Origin of the sequence: Geodermatophilus bullaregiensis (assembly GCF_016907675.1) — a bacterium.
In the GTDB taxonomy this organism is placed as follows: domain Bacteria; phylum Actinomycetota; class Actinomycetes; order Mycobacteriales; family Geodermatophilaceae; genus Geodermatophilus; species Geodermatophilus bullaregiensis.
Genome location: NZ_JAFBCJ010000001.1, coordinates 533,763 through 553,680 on the forward strand (window position 1 = coordinate 533,763; position 19,918 = coordinate 553,680).

20 protein-coding genes are annotated in these 19,918 nt (G+C 75.7%); 2 read left to right on the top strand and 18 right to left on the bottom strand.

Annotated features, from left to right (window positions below):
• Positions 1–27 precede the first annotated feature (27 nt).
• Genes pyrF through pyrR form a run of 7 tightly spaced genes read right to left on the bottom strand, consistent with a single transcriptional unit; the run spans position 28 to position 9,528 of the window.
• Positions 28–906: an orotidine-5'-phosphate decarboxylase gene (gene pyrF / locus JOD57_RS02405; RefSeq protein ID WP_204690439.1), complete on the bottom strand. Its 879-nt coding sequence runs from the start codon at positions 904–906 to the stop codon at positions 28–30.
• Positions 903–2,258, bottom strand: coding sequence for a beta/alpha barrel domain-containing protein (locus tag JOD57_RS02410; protein WP_307824396.1), 1,356 nt, complete (start codon positions 2,256–2,258; stop codon positions 903–905). Before JOD57_RS02410 ends, pyrF begins: the two co-directional genes overlap by 4 nt.
• A complete protein-coding gene (gene carB, locus JOD57_RS02415; RefSeq protein ID WP_204690440.1) occupies positions 2,255–5,548 on the bottom strand; it encodes a carbamoyl-phosphate synthase large subunit in 3,294 nt (1,097 codons plus the stop codon). The genes JOD57_RS02410 and carB overlap by 4 nt, the downstream gene beginning before the upstream one ends.
• On the bottom strand, positions 5,548–6,729 hold the full coding sequence (gene carA, locus JOD57_RS02420; RefSeq protein WP_204690441.1) for a glutamine-hydrolyzing carbamoyl-phosphate synthase small subunit: 1,182 nt from the start codon (positions 6,727–6,729) through the stop codon (positions 5,548–5,550). Before carA ends, carB begins: the two co-directional genes overlap by 1 nt.
• Positions 6,726–8,012, bottom strand: coding sequence for a dihydroorotase (locus JOD57_RS02425; RefSeq protein ID WP_204690442.1), 1,287 nt, complete (start codon positions 8,010–8,012; stop codon positions 6,726–6,728). Before JOD57_RS02425 ends, carA begins: the two co-directional genes overlap by 4 nt.
• Positions 8,009–8,929: an aspartate carbamoyltransferase catalytic subunit gene (locus JOD57_RS02430; RefSeq protein ID WP_204690443.1), complete on the bottom strand. Its 921-nt coding sequence runs from the start codon at positions 8,927–8,929 to the stop codon at positions 8,009–8,011. The genes JOD57_RS02425 and JOD57_RS02430 overlap by 4 nt, the downstream gene beginning before the upstream one ends.
• Positions 8,926–9,528 carry a bifunctional pyr operon transcriptional regulator/uracil phosphoribosyltransferase PyrR gene (gene pyrR / locus JOD57_RS02435; RefSeq protein WP_204690444.1) on the bottom strand — a complete coding sequence of 201 codons (603 nt, stop codon included), beginning with the start codon at positions 9,526–9,528 and terminating at the stop codon, positions 8,926–8,928. The genes JOD57_RS02430 and pyrR overlap by 4 nt, the downstream gene beginning before the upstream one ends.
• Before the next feature lie 230 nt (positions 9,529–9,758).
• Here pyrR and bldD point away from each other — a divergent pair, with 230 nt between their 5' ends.
• Both bldD and JOD57_RS02445 read left to right on the top strand, forming a co-directional pair.
• A complete protein-coding gene (bldD, locus tag JOD57_RS02440; protein WP_204690445.1) occupies positions 9,759–10,298 on the top strand; it encodes a transcriptional regulator BldD in 540 nt (179 codons plus the stop codon).
• A 92-nt stretch (positions 10,299–10,390) separates the two neighbouring features.
• Positions 10,391–10,540: a hypothetical protein gene (locus JOD57_RS02445; RefSeq protein WP_204690446.1), complete on the top strand. Its 150-nt coding sequence runs from the start codon at positions 10,391–10,393 to the stop codon at positions 10,538–10,540.
• Between the two features lie 7 nt (positions 10,541–10,547).
• On the opposite strand, the gene nusB is transcribed toward JOD57_RS02445, so the two are convergent.
• The 11 genes from nusB to ruvX all read right to left on the bottom strand — a co-directional run bounded on the left by nusB (position 10,548) and on the right by ruvX (position 19,916).
• The gene (gene nusB / locus JOD57_RS02450; RefSeq protein WP_204690447.1) at positions 10,548–10,958 is read right to left on the bottom strand and encodes a transcription antitermination factor NusB; all 411 of its coding nucleotides are present in this window, start codon (positions 10,956–10,958) and stop codon (positions 10,548–10,550) included.
• Positions 10,959–10,979: 21 nt separating this feature from the next.
• Positions 10,980–11,540, bottom strand: a complete 561-nt coding sequence (gene efp, locus JOD57_RS02455; RefSeq protein ID WP_204690448.1) for an elongation factor P — start codon at positions 11,538–11,540, stop codon at positions 10,980–10,982.
• Positions 11,541–12,656, bottom strand: coding sequence for a M24 family metallopeptidase (locus tag JOD57_RS02460; protein ID WP_204690449.1), 1,116 nt, complete (start codon positions 12,654–12,656; stop codon positions 11,541–11,543).
• Positions 12,653–13,087: a type II 3-dehydroquinate dehydratase gene (aroQ, locus tag JOD57_RS02465; RefSeq protein ID WP_204690450.1), complete on the bottom strand. Its 435-nt coding sequence runs from the start codon at positions 13,085–13,087 to the stop codon at positions 12,653–12,655. The genes JOD57_RS02460 and aroQ overlap by 4 nt, the downstream gene beginning before the upstream one ends.
• Positions 13,084–14,130: a 3-dehydroquinate synthase gene (gene aroB, locus JOD57_RS02470; protein ID WP_307824398.1), complete on the bottom strand. Its 1,047-nt coding sequence runs from the start codon at positions 14,128–14,130 to the stop codon at positions 13,084–13,086. The genes aroQ and aroB overlap by 4 nt, the downstream gene beginning before the upstream one ends.
• A 5-nt stretch (positions 14,131–14,135) precedes the next feature.
• The gene (locus JOD57_RS02475; protein ID WP_204690452.1) at positions 14,136–14,669 is read right to left on the bottom strand and encodes a shikimate kinase; all 534 of its coding nucleotides are present in this window, start codon (positions 14,667–14,669) and stop codon (positions 14,136–14,138) included.
• Positions 14,666–15,844, bottom strand: a complete 1,179-nt coding sequence (gene aroC, locus JOD57_RS02480) for a chorismate synthase (RefSeq protein WP_204690453.1) — start codon at positions 15,842–15,844, stop codon at positions 14,666–14,668. The genes JOD57_RS02475 and aroC overlap by 4 nt, the downstream gene beginning before the upstream one ends.
• A 153-nt stretch (positions 15,845–15,997) precedes the next feature.
• Positions 15,998–16,663 (bottom strand): prepilin peptidase, encoded by a 666-nt coding sequence (locus JOD57_RS02485; protein ID WP_204690454.1) that lies wholly within the window; start codon positions 16,661–16,663, stop codon positions 15,998–16,000.
• Between the two features lie 10 nt (positions 16,664–16,673).
• Positions 16,674–17,495 carry a shikimate dehydrogenase gene (locus tag JOD57_RS02490; protein ID WP_204690455.1) on the bottom strand — a complete coding sequence of 274 codons (822 nt, stop codon included), beginning with the start codon at positions 17,493–17,495 and terminating at the stop codon, positions 16,674–16,676.
• Positions 17,496–17,502: 7 nt separating this feature from the next.
• On the bottom strand, positions 17,503–19,260 hold the full coding sequence (gene mltG / locus JOD57_RS02495) for an endolytic transglycosylase MltG (protein ID WP_204690456.1): 1,758 nt from the start codon (positions 19,258–19,260) through the stop codon (positions 17,503–17,505).
• The gene (gene ruvX / locus JOD57_RS02500; RefSeq protein WP_307824400.1) at positions 19,257–19,916 is read right to left on the bottom strand and encodes a Holliday junction resolvase RuvX; all 660 of its coding nucleotides are present in this window, start codon (positions 19,914–19,916) and stop codon (positions 19,257–19,259) included. Before ruvX ends, mltG begins: the two co-directional genes overlap by 4 nt.
• Positions 19,917–19,918: the final 2 nt, after the last annotated feature.

Genomic DNA, 19,918 nt, shown 5'->3' on the forward strand with positions numbered 1-19,918 from the left:
TGCTGCGTCCACCTGCGGCAGGGCGCCTCAGGCGGTGAGCTCCGCCGCCCACCGGGCGGCGGCGGCGCGCAGCGCGGCGGGGTCCGGCCCGGCGGCGAGCACGTCGCGGGAGACGGTGGGGACGACGGCCCGGCCGGTGCCGAAGAGGCGGCGCAGGTCGGCCGCCGAGCCGCCCTGCGCGCCGAGGCCGGGCGCGAGCACCGGCCCGCCGAGGCCGTCGAGGTCGACGTCGAGGTCGCGCAGCGTCGCCCCGATGACGACGCCGACGCTGCCGGTCGCGGCGCCCCAGCGGCTGGACAGGTCCTGCACCGCGCCCAGGTCGGGCAGCGGGTCGCCGACCACCCAGCCGGGGGTGTTCCAGCCGCGGACGGCGTCGACCACGGCCTGCGCGACGGTCCGCTCCCCCACCAGCGCGTGCTGCAGCGTGCCGGCGTCGGGGTTGGACGTCCTGGCCAGCACGAAGAGGCCGCCGCCGTGCCGGCGCGCGGTGTCGACGGCCGGCTGCAGCGAGCCGGGGCCGAGGTAGGGGCTGACGGTCAGCGCGTCGACGGCCAGCGGGTGGCCGGGGCGCAGCACCTCGGCGTAGGCGTCCATCGTCGAGCCGATGTCGCCGCGCTTGGCGTCGAGCAGCACCAGCGCCCCGGCCGCGCGGGCCCGGGCGACGGCGTCCTCGAGCACCGCCAGGCCGCGCGAGCCGTGCCGCTCGTAGAAGGCGATCTGCGGCTTGAGGACGGCGACCTCGCCGGCCAGCGCGTCGACGACGGCGTCGGTGAAGCGGGCCAGCCCCTCCGGGGCGTCGGGCAGGCCCCAGCGCTCCAGGAGCGGCACGTGCGGGTCGATGCCGACGCACAGCGGCCCGCGGGCGGCCACCGCGTCGGCGAGCCGCTGCCCGAACGGCGCGCTCACCGGGCCACCGCCCGCGGCAGGGTGTCGCCGAGCGCGGCGATGCAGTCGCGGGCGAGGAAGGGGTCGGCGAAGGCGCCCGAGGCCGACTGGACGGCGTCCGCGCCCGCCTCGTACAGCGCCGCGAACGAGGCGACGTCGGTGACCCCGCCCATCGCCAGCACGGCGAAGGAGTGCCCGCCGGCCTCGCGCAGCGCGACCAGCCGGCGGGTGAGGTCGAGAGCGGGCCCGCGGACCGCGGCGCCCGACAACCCCGCCACCGCGCGGCCGGGGAACGTCGGCTCCCCGTCGCTGCGCACCACCCGGCTCGGCACGGTGTTGATGCCCGCCACGCCGTCGACCAGCGGGCCCAGCCGCGGCACCAGCGCGGCCAGGCGCTGCTCGTCGAGCCAGGAGAGCTTGGCCACCAGGCCGGTGCGGTCGTCCAGCGCCCGACGCACGCCCTCGACCACGGCGAGCGTCGCCCCGGCGTCCAGGCACAGCGGCGGCTTCACGCCGTCGGCGGTCGCGGCCAGCGTGTTGGGGCAGGACAGGTTGAGCTCGACCACGGTCGCGCCGGCCTCCTGCGCCAGCAGCGCCGTCCGCGCGAAGTCGTCGACCAGGGCCGTCCCGTCGCCCTCCCCCATGACGCTGACCAGCAGCAGCTGGTCGTCGTCCACGGCGGCCAGCGACCGCTCGAGGTCGGGCCCCCACTCCTCCGGCGCCGGCGAGGGGACGCCGAAGGAGTTGACCGTGCTGACGCCCGGCGAGCCGGGCTCGACCCAGTCCCACGGGTCGGAGACGACCACGTCGCCCGGCGGCCGGGGCGCGAAGGTCCAGTTCGGCTGCGCGTTGGGCTCGTGGGCGCGGCTGCGCACCGTCTTGTAGGTGAGCACGCTGAAGCCGTTGCCGGCGTGGAGGCGCACCCACTCCTCGCCGCCGTTCAGCACGCACGCGGGCACGCCGACCGGGAACCCGACGTCGCGGCCGAGCACCCGCCAGCGGCGGTCGCCCGCGCGCGGCCGCTCGGGCAGCCGCGGCCCGATCGGCGTCCGCAGGTTGTCGCGGTAGGAGCCCAGCACGTCGTAGGACGGCGTCCGCACCCCGCAGGCGGCCAGCAGCCCACCGTGGCCGGCGGAGAAGAGCACGCGGGTGAGCAGCGGCAGGTCGTCCTCGCCGGCCTCCCCCGCGGCCAGCCGGGCGGCGAGCCCCTCGGCGGCCGCGGTCAGCCCGTCGAGCTCGGCCTGCGGCGGGCGGGCGAAGCGGGTGACGCCGGCGAGGAACGCCCGCGGCAGCCCGTCAACCAGCCCGCGGGCGACCAGCTCGCCCCGCACGTCCTCGACCGGGCCGCCGCCCCCGCGCGAGGGGCTGCTCACGGGCGCGGGGTGAGCGCCGCGTGGAACTCCTGCAGGCTGCGGACGCCGAGGTCGCCGCGGCGCAGTGCCTCCACGCCCTGCACCGCCGCGGCCATCCCCTGCACCGTGGTGATGCACGGGATGCCGGCGGTCACCGCGGCCGTGCGGATCTCGTAGCCGTCCAGCCGCGGCCCGCTGTTGCCCGGCGAGCCGAAGGGCGTGTTGACGACGATGTCGACGTCCCCGGCGAGGATCCGCTCCACGCAGTTGCCCGGGCCCTCGCTGTACTTGCCGACCACCTCGCACGCCACGCCGTTGCGGCGCAGCACCTGCGCGGTCCCGCTCGTCGCCAGGACCCGGAAGCCGAGGTCGGCCAGCCGCTTGACCGGGAAGACCGCGGCCCGCTTGTCGCGGTTGGCCAGCGACACGAAGACCGTCCCCGAGGTGGGCAGCGAGCCGTAGGCGGCGGCCTGCGACTTGGCGAACGCGGTGCCGAACCCGTCGTCGAGGCCCATGACCTCGCCGGTCGACTTCATCTCCGGCGACAGGACCGTGTCGACGCCGTGGCCCTCGACGGTGCGGAAGCGGTGGAAGGGCAGCACCGCCTCCTTGACCGCGATCGGGGCGTCCTCGGGCAGGTCGGTGCCGTCGCCGGTCGCCGGCAGCACGCCCGCGCCGCGCAGCTCGGCGATCGACTGCCCGACGGCGATCCGCGCGGCGGCCTTGGCCAGCTGGACGGCGGTCGCCTTCGACACGAACGGCACCGTGCGCGACGCCCGCGGGTTGGCCTCGATGACGTGCAGGACGTCGTCCTTGATCGCGTACTGCACGTTGACCAGTCCGCGCACGCCGATGCGGGCGGCCAGCGCCTCGGTGGCCCGCCGGATCTGTGCCAGGTCGGCCGAGCCGAGGGTGATCGGCGGCAGCGCGCAGGCCGAGTCGCCGGAGTGGATGCCGGCCTCCTCGATGTGCTCCATGACCCCGCCGAGGTAGAGCTCGGCGCCGTCGTAGAGCGCGTCGACGTCGATCTCGACGGCGTCCTCGAGGAACCGGTCGACCAGCACGGGGTGCTCGGGGCTGACGTCGGTGGCCTTGGCGATGTAGGCCTCCAGCGAGGCCTCCTCGTAGACGATCTCCATCCCGCGCCCGCCGAGCACGTAGGACGGGCGGACCAGCACCGGGTAGCCGATGCCGGCGGCGATCTCCCGCGCCTCGGCGAAGGTCGTGGCGGTGCCGTGCTTCGGGGCGGTCAGCCCGGTGTCGGCGAGCACCCGGGAGAAGGCCCCGCGGTGCTCGGCGTCGTCGATGGCCTCCGGCGAGGTGCCCAGCACCGGGACGCCGGCGTCCTTGAGCCGCTGCGCCAGGCCCAGCGGCGTCTGCCCGCCGAGGGTGCAGATGACCCCGGCCACCGGCCCGGCCGCGCGCTCGGCCTCGACCACCTCGAGGACGTCCTCGAAGGTCAGCGGCTCGAAGTACAGCCGGTCGGCGGTGTCGTAGTCGGTGGACACGGTCTCGGGGTTGCAGTTGACCATCACGGCCTCGTAGCCGGCGTCCTGCAGCGCCATCACCGCGTGCACGCACGAGTAGTCGAACTCGATGCCCTGCCCGATCCGGTTGGGACCCGAGCCGAGGATCAGCACCGCGGGCTTCTCCCGCGGCTCGACCTCGGTCTCCTCGTCGTAGGAGGAGTAGTGGTACGGCGTGCGGGCGGCGAACTCCGCGGCGCAGGTGTCGACGGTCTTGTAGACCGGCCGGATGCCGAGCCGGTGCCGCAGCAGCCGGACGCCGTCCTCCCCGGACAGCTCCGGGCGCAGCGCGGCCACCTGCCGGTCGGACAGCCCGTGCCGCTTGGCCCGGCGCAGCAGCTCCGGGGTCAGCGCCGGGGCGTCGCGCACGGCCTCGCCGACCTCGCGCACGAGCGCGATCTGGTCGACGAACCACGGGTCGAAGCCGCTGGCCTGCGCCACCTGCTCGACCGTGGCGCCGGCGGCCAGCGCCCGCTCGGCGAGGTAGAGCCGCCCGTCGACCGGCGTGCGCAGCGCCTCGAGCAGCTCCTCCGCGCTGGACCCGTCCTCCGGGCCGGTCCAGAAGCCGGCCACCTTCGTCTCGGTGGACCGCATCGCCTTGCCCAGCGCCTCCGGGAAGTTGCGGCCCATCGCCATGACCTCGCCGACGCTCTTCATCGTCGTGGTCAGCCGCGGGTCGGCGCCGGGGAACTTCTCGAACGCGAACCGCGGGATCTTCACCACGACGTAGTCCAGCGCCGGCTCGAAGCTCGCCGGGGTGACGCCGGTGATGTCGTTGGTGATCTCGTCGAGCGTGTAGCCGATGGCCAGCTTCGCGGCGATCTTGGCGATCGGGAAGCCGGTGGCCTTCGACGCCAGCGCGCTCGACCGGGAGACGCGCGGGTTCATCTCGATGACGACCAGCCGGCCGGTGTCCGGGTGGACGGCGAACTGGATGTTGCAGCCGCCGGTGTCGACGCCGACCTCCCGCAGCACCGCGATGCCGACGTCGCGCATCCGCTGGTACTCGCGGTCGGTGAGCGTCATCGCCGGGGCGACGGTGACCGAGTCGCCGGTGTGCACGCCCATCGCGTCGACGTTCTCGATCGAGCAGATGACGACCACGTTGTCGCTGCGGTCGCGCATCAGCTCGAGCTCGTACTCCTTCCAGCCCAGCACCGACTCCTCGATGAGGACGGTCGACACCGGGGAGTCGGCCAGGCCGTGGCCGGCCATGCGGCGCAGCATCGGCTCGTCGGTGGCGATGCCCGAGCCGAGGCCGCCCATGGTGAAGCTGGGTCGGATGACGACGGGGTAGCCGACCTCCTCCGCCGTCTCCAGCGCCTCCTCGACGCTGCCGCACACCCGCGAGCGCGGGGCGTCGGCGCCGATCGAGCGGACGATGTCCTTGAACATCTGCCGGTCCTCGCCGCGGTTGATCGCGTCGACGTCGGCACCGATCAGCCGGACGCCGTAGCGCTCGAGGACGCCGCTCTCGTACAGGCCGATGGCGATGTTGAGCGCCGTCTGCCCGCCGAGGGTGGCCAGCAGCGCGTCCGGGCGCTCCTTCGCGATGACCCGCTCGACGAACTCCGGCGTCAGCGGCTCGACGTAGGTGGCGTCGGCGACGTCGGGGTCGGTCATGATCGTCGCCGGGTTGCTGTTGACCAGGCTGACCCGCAGGCCCTCGGCGCGCAGCACCCGGCAGGCCTGGGTGCCGGAGTAGTCGAACTCGGCGGCCTGCCCGATGAGGATCGGCCCCGAGCCGATGACCAGGACGTGCGCGATGTCGGTGCGCTTGGGCATCAGGCGTTCTCCCCGGTGCTGTGCCGGACCGTGGTCGGCGGGCTGACCGCCGGCCCGCCGCCGCGGGAGGCGTCCATGAGGTCGACGAAGCGCTGGAACAGCGGTGCGGCGTCGTGCGGGCCGGCCGCCGACTCCGGGTGGAACTGCACGCTGAAGGCCGGCGCGTCCAGCAGCCGCAGCCCCTCGACGACGTCGTCGTTGAGGCCCACGTGGCTGACCTCGACCCGGCCGTGGGGGGTGTCGGTGGGGCGGTCCAGCGGCGCGTCGACGGCGAAGCCGTGGTTGTGGCTGGTCACCCGCACGGTGCCGCTGACCCGGTCGAGCACCGGCTGGTTGAGGCCGCGGTGGCCGAAGCGCAGCTTGTAGGTGCCCAGGCCCAGCGCGCGGCCGAGGATCTGGTTGCCGAAGCAGATGCCGAACAGCGGCCGGCCCGCGTCGAGCACCCCGCGCACCGCGGCGACCGCGTAGTCGGCCGCGGCCGGGTCGCCGGGGCCGTTGGACAGGAAGACGCCGTCGGGACCGGCGGCCAGCAGGTCCTCGGCCGTCGCGGTGGAGGGCAGCACGTGCGTCTCGACGCCGAGCTCGGCGAGGTGGCGCGGGGTGGCGGTCTTGATGCCGAGGTCGAGCGCGGCGATGGTGAACCGCCGCTCCCCCACCGCGGGCACCACGTAGGGCTCGGCGGTGCTGACCCGCGGCGCGAGGTCGGCACCGACCATGCCCTCGGCGGCGCGCACCCGGGTGAGCAGCGCACCGGCCGGATCCCCGCCCAGGCCACCCAGTTCGCTGCTGATGCCCGCGCGCATGGCGCCGCGCTCGCGCAGGTGCCGGGTCAGCGCCCGGGTGTCCACGCCGCTGATCCCGACCACGCCCTGCGCGCGCAGCTCGTCGTCCAGGCTGCCGGTGGCCCGCCAGTTGGCCGGGCGGCGGGCGGGGTCGCGGACGACGAAGCCGGCCACCCACATGCGGCGGCTCTCGTCGTCCTCGTCGTTGACGCCGGTGTTGCCGATGTGCGGCGCGGTCATCGTGACGATCTGGCCGGCGTAGCTGGGGTCGGTGAGCGTCTCCTGGTAGCCGGTCATCCCGGTGGCGAACACCGCCTCGCCGACCGTCGTCCCGATGCTGCCGTAGGCCTCGCCGCGGAACGTCCTGCCGTCCTCGAGCACGAGGATCGCGTCTGTCAACGCACTGCCTTCCCGTCTCGCACGGTCGCCGTCCCCCGCAGGAACGTGGCGACCACCCGGCCGGGCAGCTCCCGGCCGGCGTAGGGGCTGTTGCGGCTGCGGCTGGCCAGCGCGGCCGGGTCGACGACGGCCCGGGCGGCGGGGTCCAGCAGCAGCAGGTTCGCCGGCTCGCCGGGCGCCAGCGGGCGGCCGTGACCGTCGAGGCGGCCGATGGCCGCGGGGCGCACCGACATCCGGTCGGCGACGCCGGCCCAGTCGAGCAGGCCGGGCTCCACCAGCGTCTCGACGACGACCGAGAGCGCCTGCTCCAGCCCCAGCATGCCGGGCCGGGCCTGCGCCCACTCGCTCTCCTTGTCCTCCACCGCGTGCGGCGCGTGGTCGGTGGCGACGGCGTCGATCGTGCCGTCGGCCAGCCCGGCGCGCAGGGCCTGCACGTCCTCGTCGGTGCGCAGCGGCGGGTTGACCTTGAACACCGGGTCGTAGCTCTGCGCGCAGGCCTCGGTGAGCAGCAGGTGGTGCGGTGTCACCTCGGCGGTCACCTGGACGCCGCGCGACTTCGCCCACCGCAGGATCTCCACCGACCCGGCGGTGGACACGTGGCACACGTGCAGCCGCGCGCCCACGTGCTCGGCCAGCAGCACGTCGCGGGCGATGACCGCCTCCTCGGCGGCGGCCGGCCAGCCGGTCAGGCCCAGCCGGGCCGACAGGTCGCCCTCGTTCATCTGCGCGCCGACGGTCAGCCGCGGCTCCTCGGCGTGCTGGGCGACGACGCCGTCGAAGGCCTTGACGTACTCCAGCGCGCGGCGCATGAGCGCGGGGTCGGCCACGCAGTGCCCGTCGTCGGAGAACACCCGCACCCGGGCGGCGGAGTCGGCCATCGCGCCGAGCTCGGCCAGCCGCTCGCCGCGCAGCCCGACGGTGACCGCCCCGACCGGGACGACGTCGACCAGGCCGGCCTCCTGCCCGAGCCGCCACACCTGCTCGACGACGCCGGCGGTGTCGGCGACCGGGTCGGTGTTGGCCATCGCGTGCACCGCGGTGTAGCCGCCCAGCGCGGCGGCGCGGCTGCCGGTCTCGACGGTCTCGGCGTCCTCGCGGCCGGGCTCGCGCAGGTGGGTGTGCAGGTCGACCAGGCCCGGGAGCGCGACCAGCCCGCCGGCGTCGACGACGTCGGCCCCGGTAACGCCGAGCCGCTGCCCGACGGCGGCGATCCGGCCGTCCTCGAGCAGCAGGTCGGCGGACTGCCCGCCGAGGACGCGCGCCCCCTTGATCAGCGTGGTCACGAGGATGCGCCTCCGAGCAGCAGGTAGAGCACGGCCATGCGGACGCTGACGCCGTTGCCGACCTGCTCGACGATCGTCGAGCGGACCGAGTCGGCGACGTCGGCGGCGATCTCCATGCCGCGGTTCATCGGGCCGGGGTGCATGACGATCGCGTCGTCGGAGAGCGCGGCCATGCGGTGGGCGTCGAGGCCGTAGCGGCGGCTGTACTCCCGCGCGCTGGGGAAGAACGAGGCGTTCATCCGCTCGGCCTGAACCCGCAGCATCATCACCGCGTCGGCCTTGGGCAGGACGGCGTCGAGGTCGTAGGAGACCTCCACCGGCCAGGACCCGACGCCCACCGGCAGCAGCGTCGGCGGCGCGACGAGGGTGACCTGCGCGCCGAGTGTGCTCAGCAGCCAGACGTTGGAGCGGGCCACCCGGCTGTGCAGCACGTCGCCGACGATCACGACCCGGACGCCGTCCAGGCGGCCCAGCCGGTGCCGGATCGTGTAGGCGTCCAGCAGCGCCTGGGTGGGGTGCTCGTGGGTGCCGTCGCCGGCGTTGACGACGCTGCCGCGGACCCAGTGCGCCAGCCGGTGCGGGGCGCCGGACGCGCCGTGCCGGACGACGATCGCGTCGCTGCCCATCGCCTCGAGCGTGAGCGCGGTGTCCTTGAGGCTCTCGCCCTTGGAGACGCTGCTGCCCTTGGCGGAGAAGTTGATGACGTCGGCGGACAGCCGCTTGGCCGCCAGCTCGAAGGAGATGCGGGTGCGGGTGGAGTCCTCGTAGAAGAGGTTGACCACCGTGCGGCCGCGCAGCGTGGGCAGCTTCTTGACCTCGCGGCCGGCCAGCGCCTGGTCGATCTGCGCGGCGGTGTCGAGGACGAGCGTCGCGTCGGCCCGGTCGAGGTCCGCGGCGTCCAGCAGGTGCCGCTTCACGCGGCTCCCTCCGTGACGAGGACCTCGTCGGTGCCGTCGACCTCGGTCAGGTGGACCCGCACCTGCTGGGTGCGCGCCGTGGGCACGTTCTTGCCCACGTAGTCGGCGCGGATCGGCAGCTCGCGGTGGCCGCGGTCGACCAGGACGGCGAGCTGCACCGCCCGCGGCCGGCCCAGGTCGCGCAGCGCGTCGAGGGCGGCGCGCACCGAGCGGCCGGAGAACAGCACGTCGTCGACGAGGACGACCAGCCGGCCGTCGATCCCGGCGGGTGGGAGGACGGTGTCCTCCAGCGCGCGGACACCGCGCAGCCGCAGGTCGTCGCGGTAGAGCGTGATGTCGACGGTGCCGACGTCGACCGCGGTGCCGCTGAAGGCCTCGACGCGGGCGGCCAGCCGCCGGGCCAGCGGGGCGCCGCGGGTGGGGATGCCGACCAGGACGAGGTCGGCCAGACCGGCTGCGTCCTCACCCACCCCACCGCCCCCGGCGCACTTCTCGATCAGCTGGTGGGCCATCCGGTCGACCACGCGGGCGACGTCGGCGGGGGCGAGCAGCACCCCGGGAGCGGACTGGCTCTGGGCAGGCTCGGGCGAGCTGGCCATCAGGCCTCCTTCCCCGCCTCACGGGACGGGTCGTTAAAGGAGTGGGTGGACCGCCGCCGACCGTACTGCACCCGATGGTGTGACCGCCGTCGCGCATCGTGGGTGCGCAGGTGGGGAGGCTGTCCGAGGATGCACGTCCAGGGGACGGGCGCTGTCGCCGTTCCGGATCAGCAAGTACGCTGCGTGACGACTGACGGCCAGACACGACGACGGACAGTGAGCGGACACCCATGAGCACCGACTACTCGCGGGCCCTCGGTGCCCGACTTCGCGCGATCCGCAACCAGCAGGGCCTGTCCCTGCAGGGTGTGGAGGACAAATCCCACGGACGCTGGAAGGCCGTGGTCGTCGGCTCCTACGAGCGTGGCGACCGCGCGGTGACCGTCCAGCGGCTCTCGGAGCTGGCCGTGTTCTACGGCGTGCCGGTGTCGGAGCTGCTGCCCGACCCCCGGCCGTCGTCCGCGGTCACCTCGACGACGAAGATCGTGCTGAACCTCGAGTCGCTGGGCTCCCTGCCCGCCGACGAGGCCGGCCCGCTGGCCCGCTACGCCTCGACCATCCAGGCGCAGCGCCACGACTACAACGGCAAGGTGCTCTCCATCCGCGCCGAGGACCTCAAGTCGCTGGCGATCATCTACGACATGAGCCCCGACGAGCTGACCACCCGGCTCATCGAGTGGGGCGTGCTCAACCCCGGCATGGACAACGGCGCCGCCGGCCTCGACGACGAGGACGAGAACTGGGGCGACCGCCGCCGCTCCCCCCGCTGAGGGAGGGCGGGGTCACGGGGACGGCACCGGGAACTGTCGGTGGGCGGACCTAGCGTCGGCGGCGCCGAGAACGCGCAGCCCGAGGAGCAGTCGTGAGCACCGTCCCGCCCGTCCCGACGTCCGACCGCGACACCCTGCTGGCCGCGAACCGCCGGGCGGCGCTGCGCCGCGCACAGCGGCGCGACGCCGGGGCCCGCGCGGTCGCGATGCTGGCCGCCGCCGAGGCCGGCTGCCGCTCCTGAGCCGGGCTCAGGAGGAGGTGGGCACCTCGGCGTCGAGGATGGCGCCGAGGACGCCGTTGACGTAGGCCGGCGACTCGTCGGTCGACAGCGTCTTGGCCAGCTCCACGGCCTCGTCGATGACGACGGCGTCGGGCACGTCGTCGGCCCAGAGCAGCTCGAAGACCGCCATCCGCAGGATCGCCCGGTCGACGTCGGGCAGCCGCTCCAGCGACCAGCCCGAGGCGTGCCGGCCGATCAGCTCGTCGATCCGCCCGGCGTGCGCGGCCACCCCCTCGACCAGCCGGACGGCGTGGTCGGGCACCGGCGGCGAGGGGTCGGCGACCCGCTCCCGGAGCAGCTCGATCGGGTCGGCACCCCGCAGGTCGGCCTCGTAGAGGACGTCGACGGCGCGCTTGCGCGCCTTGGTGCGGGCGGCCATGTCAGGAGGTCCGGGCGGGCGTCAGTTGGCGCGGCCGAGGTACCGGCCGTCGCGGGTGTCGACCTTGAGCCGGTCGCCGGTGTTGACGAACAGGGGCACCTGGATCTGCGCGCCGGTCTCCAGGGTGGCCGGCTTGGTGCCGCCGGTGGAGCGGTCGCCCTGCAGGCCCGGGTCGGTGTGCTCGACCACGAGCTCCATGGTCACCGGCAGCTCGACGTAGAGCGGCGTCCCCTCGTGGACGGCGACGACGGCCTCGGTGTTCTCCAGCAGGTAGTCCGCACCCGAGCCGACCGTCTCCGCCGCCACCGGGATCTGGTCGAACGTGTCGCCGTCCATGAAGACGAAGTCGGTGCCGTCCTTGTACAGGTAGGTCATGTTCCGCTTGTCGACCGTGGCGGTCTCGACCTTGGTGCCGGCGTTGAAGGTCTTGTCCACGACCTTGCCCGAGAGCACGTTCTTCAGCGTCGTCCGCACGAACGCGCCGCCCTTGCCGGGCTTGACGTGCTGGAACTCGGTGACGGCCCACAGCTGGCCGTCGAGGTTGAGGACCATGCCGTTCTTGAGGTCGTTGGTGGTAGCCATCTAGAGGACCAGCAGTTCCTTGCTCGTGAGGGTCAACAACTCGGGCGCGTCCGCCGTGACGACGAGCGTGTCCTCGATCCGGACACCGCCGTGGCCGGGGAGGTAGACCCCCGGCTCCACGGTGACGGCCATGCCGGCGGCCAGGGTACCCGCGCCCAGCGGGCCGATGCCCGGGGCCTCGTGGATCTCCAGCCCCACCCCGTGGCCGAGCCCGTGCGTGAAGTGGTCGGCGTGGCCGGCGGCGGCGATGACGTCGCGGGAGGCCGCGTCGACGGCGACGACGTCGGCGCCCACGGCCAGCGCCGCCCGCCCGGCCGCCTGCGCCGCGGCGACCAGCTCGTAGACCTCGCGCTGCCAGTCGGCGGCGTGCCCCAGGACGACGGTGCGGGTCATGTCGGAGTGGTAGCCGTCGACGGTCGCGCCGAAGTCCAGCTTCAGGAGGTCGCCCGGCCGCAGCTCGGTCCCGTCGGGCCGGTGGTGCGGGATCGCCGAGTTGGCGCCCGCGGCGACGATCGTCTCGAACGACGGCGCCTCGGCGCCCAGCGCGAGCATCCGCGCGTCGAGCTCGCGGCCCACCTGCAGCTCGGTGCGCCCGGGCCGCAGCGCGCCCTCGGCGGCGAGCTCGGCCAGCGCCAGGTCGGCCACCGCGCACGCCCGGCGCAGCGACTCGACCTCCTCGGCGTCCTTGACCGCGCGCGGCTCCTCGACCACCCGGCGCACCGACACCAGCTCGGGCACCGCCGCGCCGGCCGCGCCGTCGGTGAGCACGCGCTCCAGCTGGCCGAGGTCGTCGACGGTGACCTCGTGGCTCTCGTACCCGATCCGGCCCGCTCCCCCGCGCACGGCCTCGCGGGCCAGCGCCGGGACGGTGCCGCGGTCGACGAGCAGCGCGACGTCGGGCACCTGCGTGCCGGCCTGGGTGGTGTAGCGGCCGTCGGTGCCGAAGAGGTCCGGGTGGGCGGAGGACGGGTCGGTGCGCAGCAGCAGCGCGCCGTTGGAGCCGGTGAACCCGGTCAGGTAGCGCACGTTGAGCAGGTTCGTCACCAGGACGGCGTCCAGCCCCCGCTCGGCCGCCGTCGCCCGGAGCCGCTCCCGCCGCTCGGCCGCGCGGCTCATCGCGCGCCCTGCGCGGCGAGGTAGCGCAGCGCCAGCTCGTAGCCCTGCACACCGAGCCCGGCGATCACGCCGTCGGCGACCCCCGAGACGTAGGAGTGGTGCCGGAACTCCTCGCGCCGGTGGATGTTGCTGATGTGCACCTCGACGAGCGGGGCGGTCAGCGTCGCGAGCGCGTCGCGCAGGACGACGGAGGTGTGCGACCAGCCGGCCGGGTTGACCACGACGGCGTCCCCGGCGTCGGCCGCGGCGTGCACCCAGCCGATCAGCTCGCCCTCGTCGTCGGTCTGCCGGACCTGCACCTGCACGCCGAGCTCCCCGGCGACCTCCTCGACCCGTGACACCAGCTGCGCGTACGTCGTCGTCCCGTACTTCTCCGGCTCGCGGGTGCCGAGCCGGCCGAGGTTGGCGCCGTTGAGCACCTGGATGGTCACGTCGTCTCCGATACTGCGGCCCACGCCGCGTCGAGCCAGGCCTGGTCGGGGTCGGCGAGGATCCGCGGGTTGCCGAGCCCGTCCAGGACGACGAACCGCAGCGTCGCGCCCCGGGCTTTCTTGTCCACCCGCATGACCGCCTGCAGCGCGGCCCAGTCGCCGGCGCAGCGGGTGGGCAGCCCCATCGCGGCGACCAGGTCGCGGTGCCGGTCGACGTCGGCGCGGCTCAGCAGCCCGGCCTGCCCGGCCAGCTCGGCGGCGAAGACCAGCCCGACGGCGACCGCCTCGCCGTGCCGCCAGCCGAAGTCCTCGACCCGCTCGATGGCGTGGGCCAGCGTGTGCCCGTAGTTGAGGAACTCGCGCACGCCCGTGTCGTGCAGGTCCTCCCCCACGGCGTCGGCCTTGACCCGCACCGCCCGCTCGATGAGCTCCTCGGTGTCGCGGCGGCCGGTCGGGTCGGCGTCGAGCAGGTCGAGGATGCCGGCGTCGGCGATGAGGCCGCACTTGACCACCTCGGCCATGCCGGAGCGGAACTCCGCCTCCGACAGGCCGCCGAGGGCGTCGGTGTCGGCCAGCACGCCGGCCGGCGGGTGGAACGCGCCGACCAGGTTCTTGCCCGCGGCGGTGTTGATGCCGGTCTTCCCGCCGACGGCGGCGTCGACCATGCCGAGCACGCTGGTGGGCACCTGGACGACGCGCACGCCGCGCAGCCAGGTGGCGGCGACGAACCCGGCGAGGTCGGTGACCGCTCCCCCGCCCACGCCGACGACGGCGTCCGAGCGGGTCAGCCCCAGGCGGCCGAGCTCGTCCCACACGCCGGCGGCGACCTCGGCGGTCTTGGCCGCCTCCCCGTCGGGGACGACGACGGCCTCGGCGGCCACCCCGGCGGTCTGCAGCGTCTCGACGGCGGCCCCGGCCAGCGCCGCCAGCGGCGGGGTGTGCACGACGGCGGCCCTCGGTGTCCCGGCCAGTACCAGGCCCAGCTCGACCTGCGCGCCGGGGCCGATGACGACGTCGTACGGCTCGTCCCCCGCGACGGTCACGCGCCTCACCGGTCGGCTCCGGCGGGGAGGGCGGCGAGGACCTCGGCGACGACGTCCTGCGGGTCGCGGCCGCCGGTGGACACCACGACGGTGGCCACCTCGGCGTAGAGCGGCGCGCGCTGCTCGAGCAGGGTGCGCAGCATGGCCCGCGGGTTGACGCCGAGGATCGGGCGGTCGCGGGCCAGACCCGCCCGCTTGGCCGCCGAGGGCAGGTCGACGTCGAGGTGGACGACGGTCCCGCCGTCGCGGCCGTAGGCGACCAGCAGCTGCCGGCTGGCCGCGCTGAGCACCGCGCCGCCGCCCAGGGCCAGCACGCCGGCGTGCTCGGCCAGCGCCCGGGCCACCGCCTGCTCCTCCATCGCGCGGAAGTGCGGCTCGCCGTAGGAGATGAACAGGTCGGCGACGGTGGTGCCGGCGACGGCCTCGACGTCGGTGTCGGTGTCGCGGAACGGAGCGCCGAGCGCCGTCGCCACCGCCGTCCCGACGGTCGTCTTGCCCGAGGCCGGGGGGCCCACCAGCACCAGCAGCGGCGCGCTCACCGGTACGGCAGCGCGTCGAGGTAGGCCCGCGCGTTGCGGCGGGTCTCGGCCACCGAGTCGCCGCCGAACTTCTCCAGCGCGGCGTCGGCCAGGACGAGGGCGACCATCGCCTCCATCACCACGCTGCCGCGCGGCACGGCGCAGGCGTCGCTGCGCTGGTTGATGGCGACCGCGGCGTCCCCGGTGGCGACGTCGACGGTGGCCAGGGCCCGCGGCACGGTGGAGATCGGCTTCATCGCCGCGCGGACCCGCAGCGCCTCGCCGTTGGTCATGCCGCCCTCGATGCCGCCGGCGCGGTCGGTGACCCGCCGCAGCCGGCCGTCCTCGCTGACGATCTCGTCGTGCGCGACCGAGCCGCGGCGGCGCGCGGTCTCCAGGCCGTCGCCGACCTCGACCGCCTTGACCGACTGCACGCCCATGAGCGCGGCGGCCAGGCGGGAGTCCAGCCGGCGGTCCCAGTGCACGTGGCTGCCCAGGCCCGGCGGCAGGCCGTGGACGACGACCTCGACGACCCCGCCGAGGGTGTCGCCGTTCTTCCGGGCGTCGTCGACCTCGGCGACCATCACCTCGCTGGTGGCCGGGTCGGCGCAGCGCACCGGGTCGTCGTCGATGCCCGGGTTGTCCTGCGGGCCGGGCAGCACGCCGTCGGGCACGGCGACCGGGCCGATGGCGACGACGTGGCTGACGACGTCGACGTCCAGCGTCTGCCGCAGGAAGGCCTTCGCGATGGCGCCGAGGGCGACGCGGGCGGCGGTCTCCCGGGCGCTGGCCCGCTCGAGCACCGGGCGGGCGTCGTCGAAGCCGTACTTCTGCATGCCGGCGAGGTCGGCGTGGCCGGGGCGCGGCCGGGTCAGCGGGGCATTGCGCGCCTGGCCGGCGAGCACCTCGGGGTCGACCGGGTCGGCGGCCATGACCGTCTGCCACTTGGGCCACTCGGTGTTGCCGACCTGCACCGCTATCGGGCCGCCCTGGGTGACGCCGTGCCGGACGCCTCCGGTCAGGGTGACGACGTCCTGCTCGAAGGACATGCGGGCACCGCGGCCGTGACCGAGCCGGCGGCGGGCCAGGTCGACGTCGAGGTCGGCGGTCTGGACCTGCACGCCGGCGGGCAGGCCCTCGAGGATGGCGGTGAGCTGCTGGCCGTGCGACTCACCGGCGGTCAGCCAGCGCAACATGCCTGGGATTGTGCCAGCCGGGCTGCTCGCGCCCTCCCGGGGCGCGGCCGACACGATCAGGTCCCTGATCGTGCAGCGTCCTCCCCGACCGTGGGACGTCGGGGAGGACGCGCGACGATCAGGGACCCCGGTCATCGCGCAGGGCGGCCCGGTTCAGGGCAGCGGGCCCTGCACCGCCAGGGCGAGCGCCGCGCCGAGCAGCAGCGGCGGGCCGAACGGCAGCGCGGTGCGCCAGCCCGCCCGGCGGGTGGCCACCAGCAGCAGCGAGACGGCCGCGCCGGCCAGCAGGCCGAGGAGGACGCCGGCCAGCAGCACGCCCCACCCGGCCCAGCCCAGCACCAGCCCGAGCAGGGCGAGCAGCTTGACGTCGCCGAGACCGAGCCCGGCCGGGGCGGCCAGGGCGGCCAGCAGCGCGATGCCCCCGGCGGCGGCCCCGGCGAGCAGGGCGCGCAGCAGCGCGGGCCAGGTGCCGAGGAGGGCGGCGTCGGCCAGCAGCGCGGCCGCGCACACGGCCCCGGCCGGCAGGGTGACGCGGTCGGGCAGCCGGTGGACGGCGAGGTCGACCTGCGCGAGGACGACGCCGGCGCCGGCGGCCCAGGCCAGCGCGAGGCCGGCCGGGCGGGCGCCGGTGAGCAGGACCGCGCCGCACAGCAGGGCCGCCAGCAGGACACAGGTGACCAGCACCCGGGCGGCCGAGGGCCGGGCGGCGGCGTCGCGGGTGGCCAGCCGGACGGCGGCCCGGGCGAGCAGCGGCCCGACGAGGACGGCGGCCAGCACGGCGGCCGCGAGCAGCACCTCGCGGGGGACGGCGGGGGTCACCGGTGCACGGTCACCCGGGGAGAGCGGCGTCCAGGGCGGCGCGCATCGGGCCGATCGGCGCCGGCTGGCCCGTCATGAGCTCCACCTGGACGGTCGCCTGCCAGAACAGCACCTCGATGCCGCTGATGACGCGGGTGCCGGCCGCCGCCGCCCGCTCGGCCACCGGGGTGGGCCAGGGGGCGTAGAGGACGTCGAGCAGCGTCTGCCCGGCCCGCCAGCCGAGGCCGCCGAGGTCGGGGTGGGCGCCGATCGGCACCGTGCTGACGACCACGGGGGCGTCGACGGCACCCGGCGTGAGCCGCCGGACCTCCGCGGCGACACCGAGCGCGCCGAGCACCCGGACGACGTCGGCGGCGCGGTCGGGCGCCCGGACCAGGACGTCGACGTGCTCGGCACCGAGCTCGGCCAGGGCCACGGCCGCGGCGGCCGCCGTCCCGCCGGCACCGACGATCGCGGCGTGCGCGACCCGCTCGACCCCGCCGGTCTGCAGCGCCATGCCGACGCCGTGGACGTCGGTGTTCTCCGCCCGCCACCCCGCGGCGGTGTGCACCAGGGTGTTGGCCGCACCCAGCAGCCGGGGCAGCGGCTCGACGGCGTCGGCGACGGCCACCGCCGCCTGCTTGCACGGCATGGTCACCGAGAAGCCGCGCCACTCGGGGCCGAGGCCGGCCAGCAGGACGGGCAGGTCCTCGGGACCGAGGTCGAGCGCGTCGTAGGTCCAGCCGGACAGGTCGAGCGCGGCGTAGGCCGCCCGGTGCAGCAGCGGCGACAGGGAGTGCGTGACCGGGCGGCCGAGGACGGCCGCCCGGCCGGCGGACGGGGCTGCGGGCACCGGCCGGTCAGCCACCGCACCCGAGGCCGGCGTCGGCGCACCGCTGCCGCGCGGCCTGGAACTCCGCGTAGTCGCTGGTGAAGAAGTGCCGGCCGTCCTCGGACTCCAGGACGTAGTACAGGAGGTCGCCGGTGGTCGGGGACAGCGCCGCCTCGAGGCTCGCCTCGCCCGGGGAGCTGACCGGCGTCGGCGGCAGCCCGGCCCGCGTGCGGGTGTTGTACGGGCTGTCGGTCTGCAGGTCGGTGACGGTGAGGTCGTTGCCGTTCTTCTGCAGGCCGTAGGCCAGCGTGGCGTCGATGCCGAGCGGGATGCCCTGCGCGAGCCGGTTGTAGACCACCTGCGCGACGTCCGGGCGCTCCTCGTCCAGCCGGGTCTCCGACTGGATCATCGAGGCGACGACGACCACGTCGTAGGGCGAGCGGCCCGACGCGGCGGCGCGCTGCTCGAGCTGCAGGTCGGTGGCGACCTCGGTGAACCGGCCGACCATGGCGCGCAGCACCTCGGTGGCGGTGTCGTCGGGCTCGACGTCGTAGGTGGCCGGGAAGAGGAAGCCCTCCAGCTGGCCGTCGGCGTAGGCCGGCAGGCCGAGGGAGGCGGTGTCGGCGGCGGCCGCCTGCACCTCCTCGATCGGCAGCCCGGTGGCCTCGGCGACGCGCTGCAGGGTCGCCGCGACGGTGAAGCCCTCCGGGACGGTGACCCGCGAGACCAGCCGGCTGGCCGGGTCGAGCAGGAGGTCCAGCGCCGCCTGGCCGCTCATCTGCGCGCGCAGGGAGTAGACGCCGGGCTGGATGCCCATCGAGTCGGGATCGGCCTCGGCGGCGTCGACGAAGGGGCCGGCGGAGGCGATGACGTCCTGCTCGACGAGCGTGCGGGCGATGTCGCTGAGGGTGTCGCCACCCCCGACGCGCACCTCGACGGTGCCGGTGCCCGCGCCGGCGTAGTCCTCGTCCGCGGGGTTGACCAGGCCGATCAGCGCCCGTCCGCCGAGGACGACGCCGGCGATCACGCCGGCGAGCACGACCAGCGCGAGCAGGTTGGCCAGGGGGCTGCGACGGCGGCGTCCGGACCGGGCACCACGTCCGTGGTCGTCGTGGTGGCCGCCGAGGACGTCGCGGTGGTCGTCGTCGCCGTGGTGGTCGTCGTCGTGGTGGTCGGCGTCGGCGTGCTCGGCCGGCGCCGCGCGGCGGGCGCGGCGGCCGCGCCGGCGGCCCTCGTCGCCGCGACCGGAGCCGATGACCTCGAGCCCGCCGGTGGCGTCCTCGTCCCAGTGGTCGTCGGGGTTCGCGTCGTCGGGGTGCGCGTCGTCCCGGTGGGCGTCCCAGCGGGTGGCCGCGGGGGAGTCGTGCGGATCGACGGCCGGGTGCGCCTGGGTGGGCACGTCGACGGCCTCGATGTGGCGGGTCTCCGCCGCGTCGGGCGGGGCGGCGTCGCGGCGCTGCAGCCGCGACCACGCGCCCGCCGGGCGGGGCGGGAGCCCTGTCCCGGGCGGCATGGGCTGGCTGCCGCCGGGCAGCGGGCCGGTGCGGTCGTCGTCGCCGGGGGCGGAGTGCCGGCCGCTGAGGACCGGCAGGCCCCGCTCGAGCAGGCCCGCGCCGCGACCGGAGCCGCCGGGGTGGGTGGGGACGGGGCCGACCGGGAGGCGGGAGGTCGGGGGGACGTCGGCCGGCCGGCCGCGGCCCGGGGTGTCCCACAGGCTGCCGGTGCCACCGAGGGTGTCGGGCCCTGCGTGCCGGCCCCGCCCGAACGGCGGCACCGGACCGGTCACGAGCGCCCCCGCTGGGCGTCCAGATAGGCCTGGAGGATGACCACCGCGGCGGCCTGGTCGATCACGGGGCGCTGGGCACGGCTGTCGAGCCCGTTCGCCCGCAGGGAACTGGCTGCGGTCACGGTGGAGAGCCTCTCGTCGACGAGGTGCACGGGCACGCTGCCGATGCGCCCGGCGAGTGCCCGAGAGTAGGCACGGGCCTCGCGCGCCGAGGCGCCCGACGCACCCGAGAGGTGCCTCGGCTCCCCCACGATCACCTCTGTCACCTCGTGTTCCACCACGAGCGCCGCGATCCGCTCGAGGTCGGCGCCGTCGCGGGCGCGCTCCACGGTCTCCAGCGGGGTGGCCAGCGTGCCGGTGGGGTCCGACAGCGCGACGCCGACGCGCACGGTGCCGACGTCGAGCCCCAGCCGGCGGCCCTGGCGGGAGCGCCGCGGGGGCAGCGGCAGGCCGGCGGGCAGGCCCTGCGACAGGTCGATCTCGGTCGTCTCGTGGCGGACCGGCGGGAAGGCCCCGCGCAGGTCGATCGCCTCGGTGGGGTGGTGCACCGGCTGCTGCGGCGGGGTCCGCCGCGGGCGCGACGGGGGTACCGCCGGGCGGCCCTGCACGCGCCGCTCGCCCATGTCGCCGGTCTCGTCGGGGCGCTGCTCGGGCACTC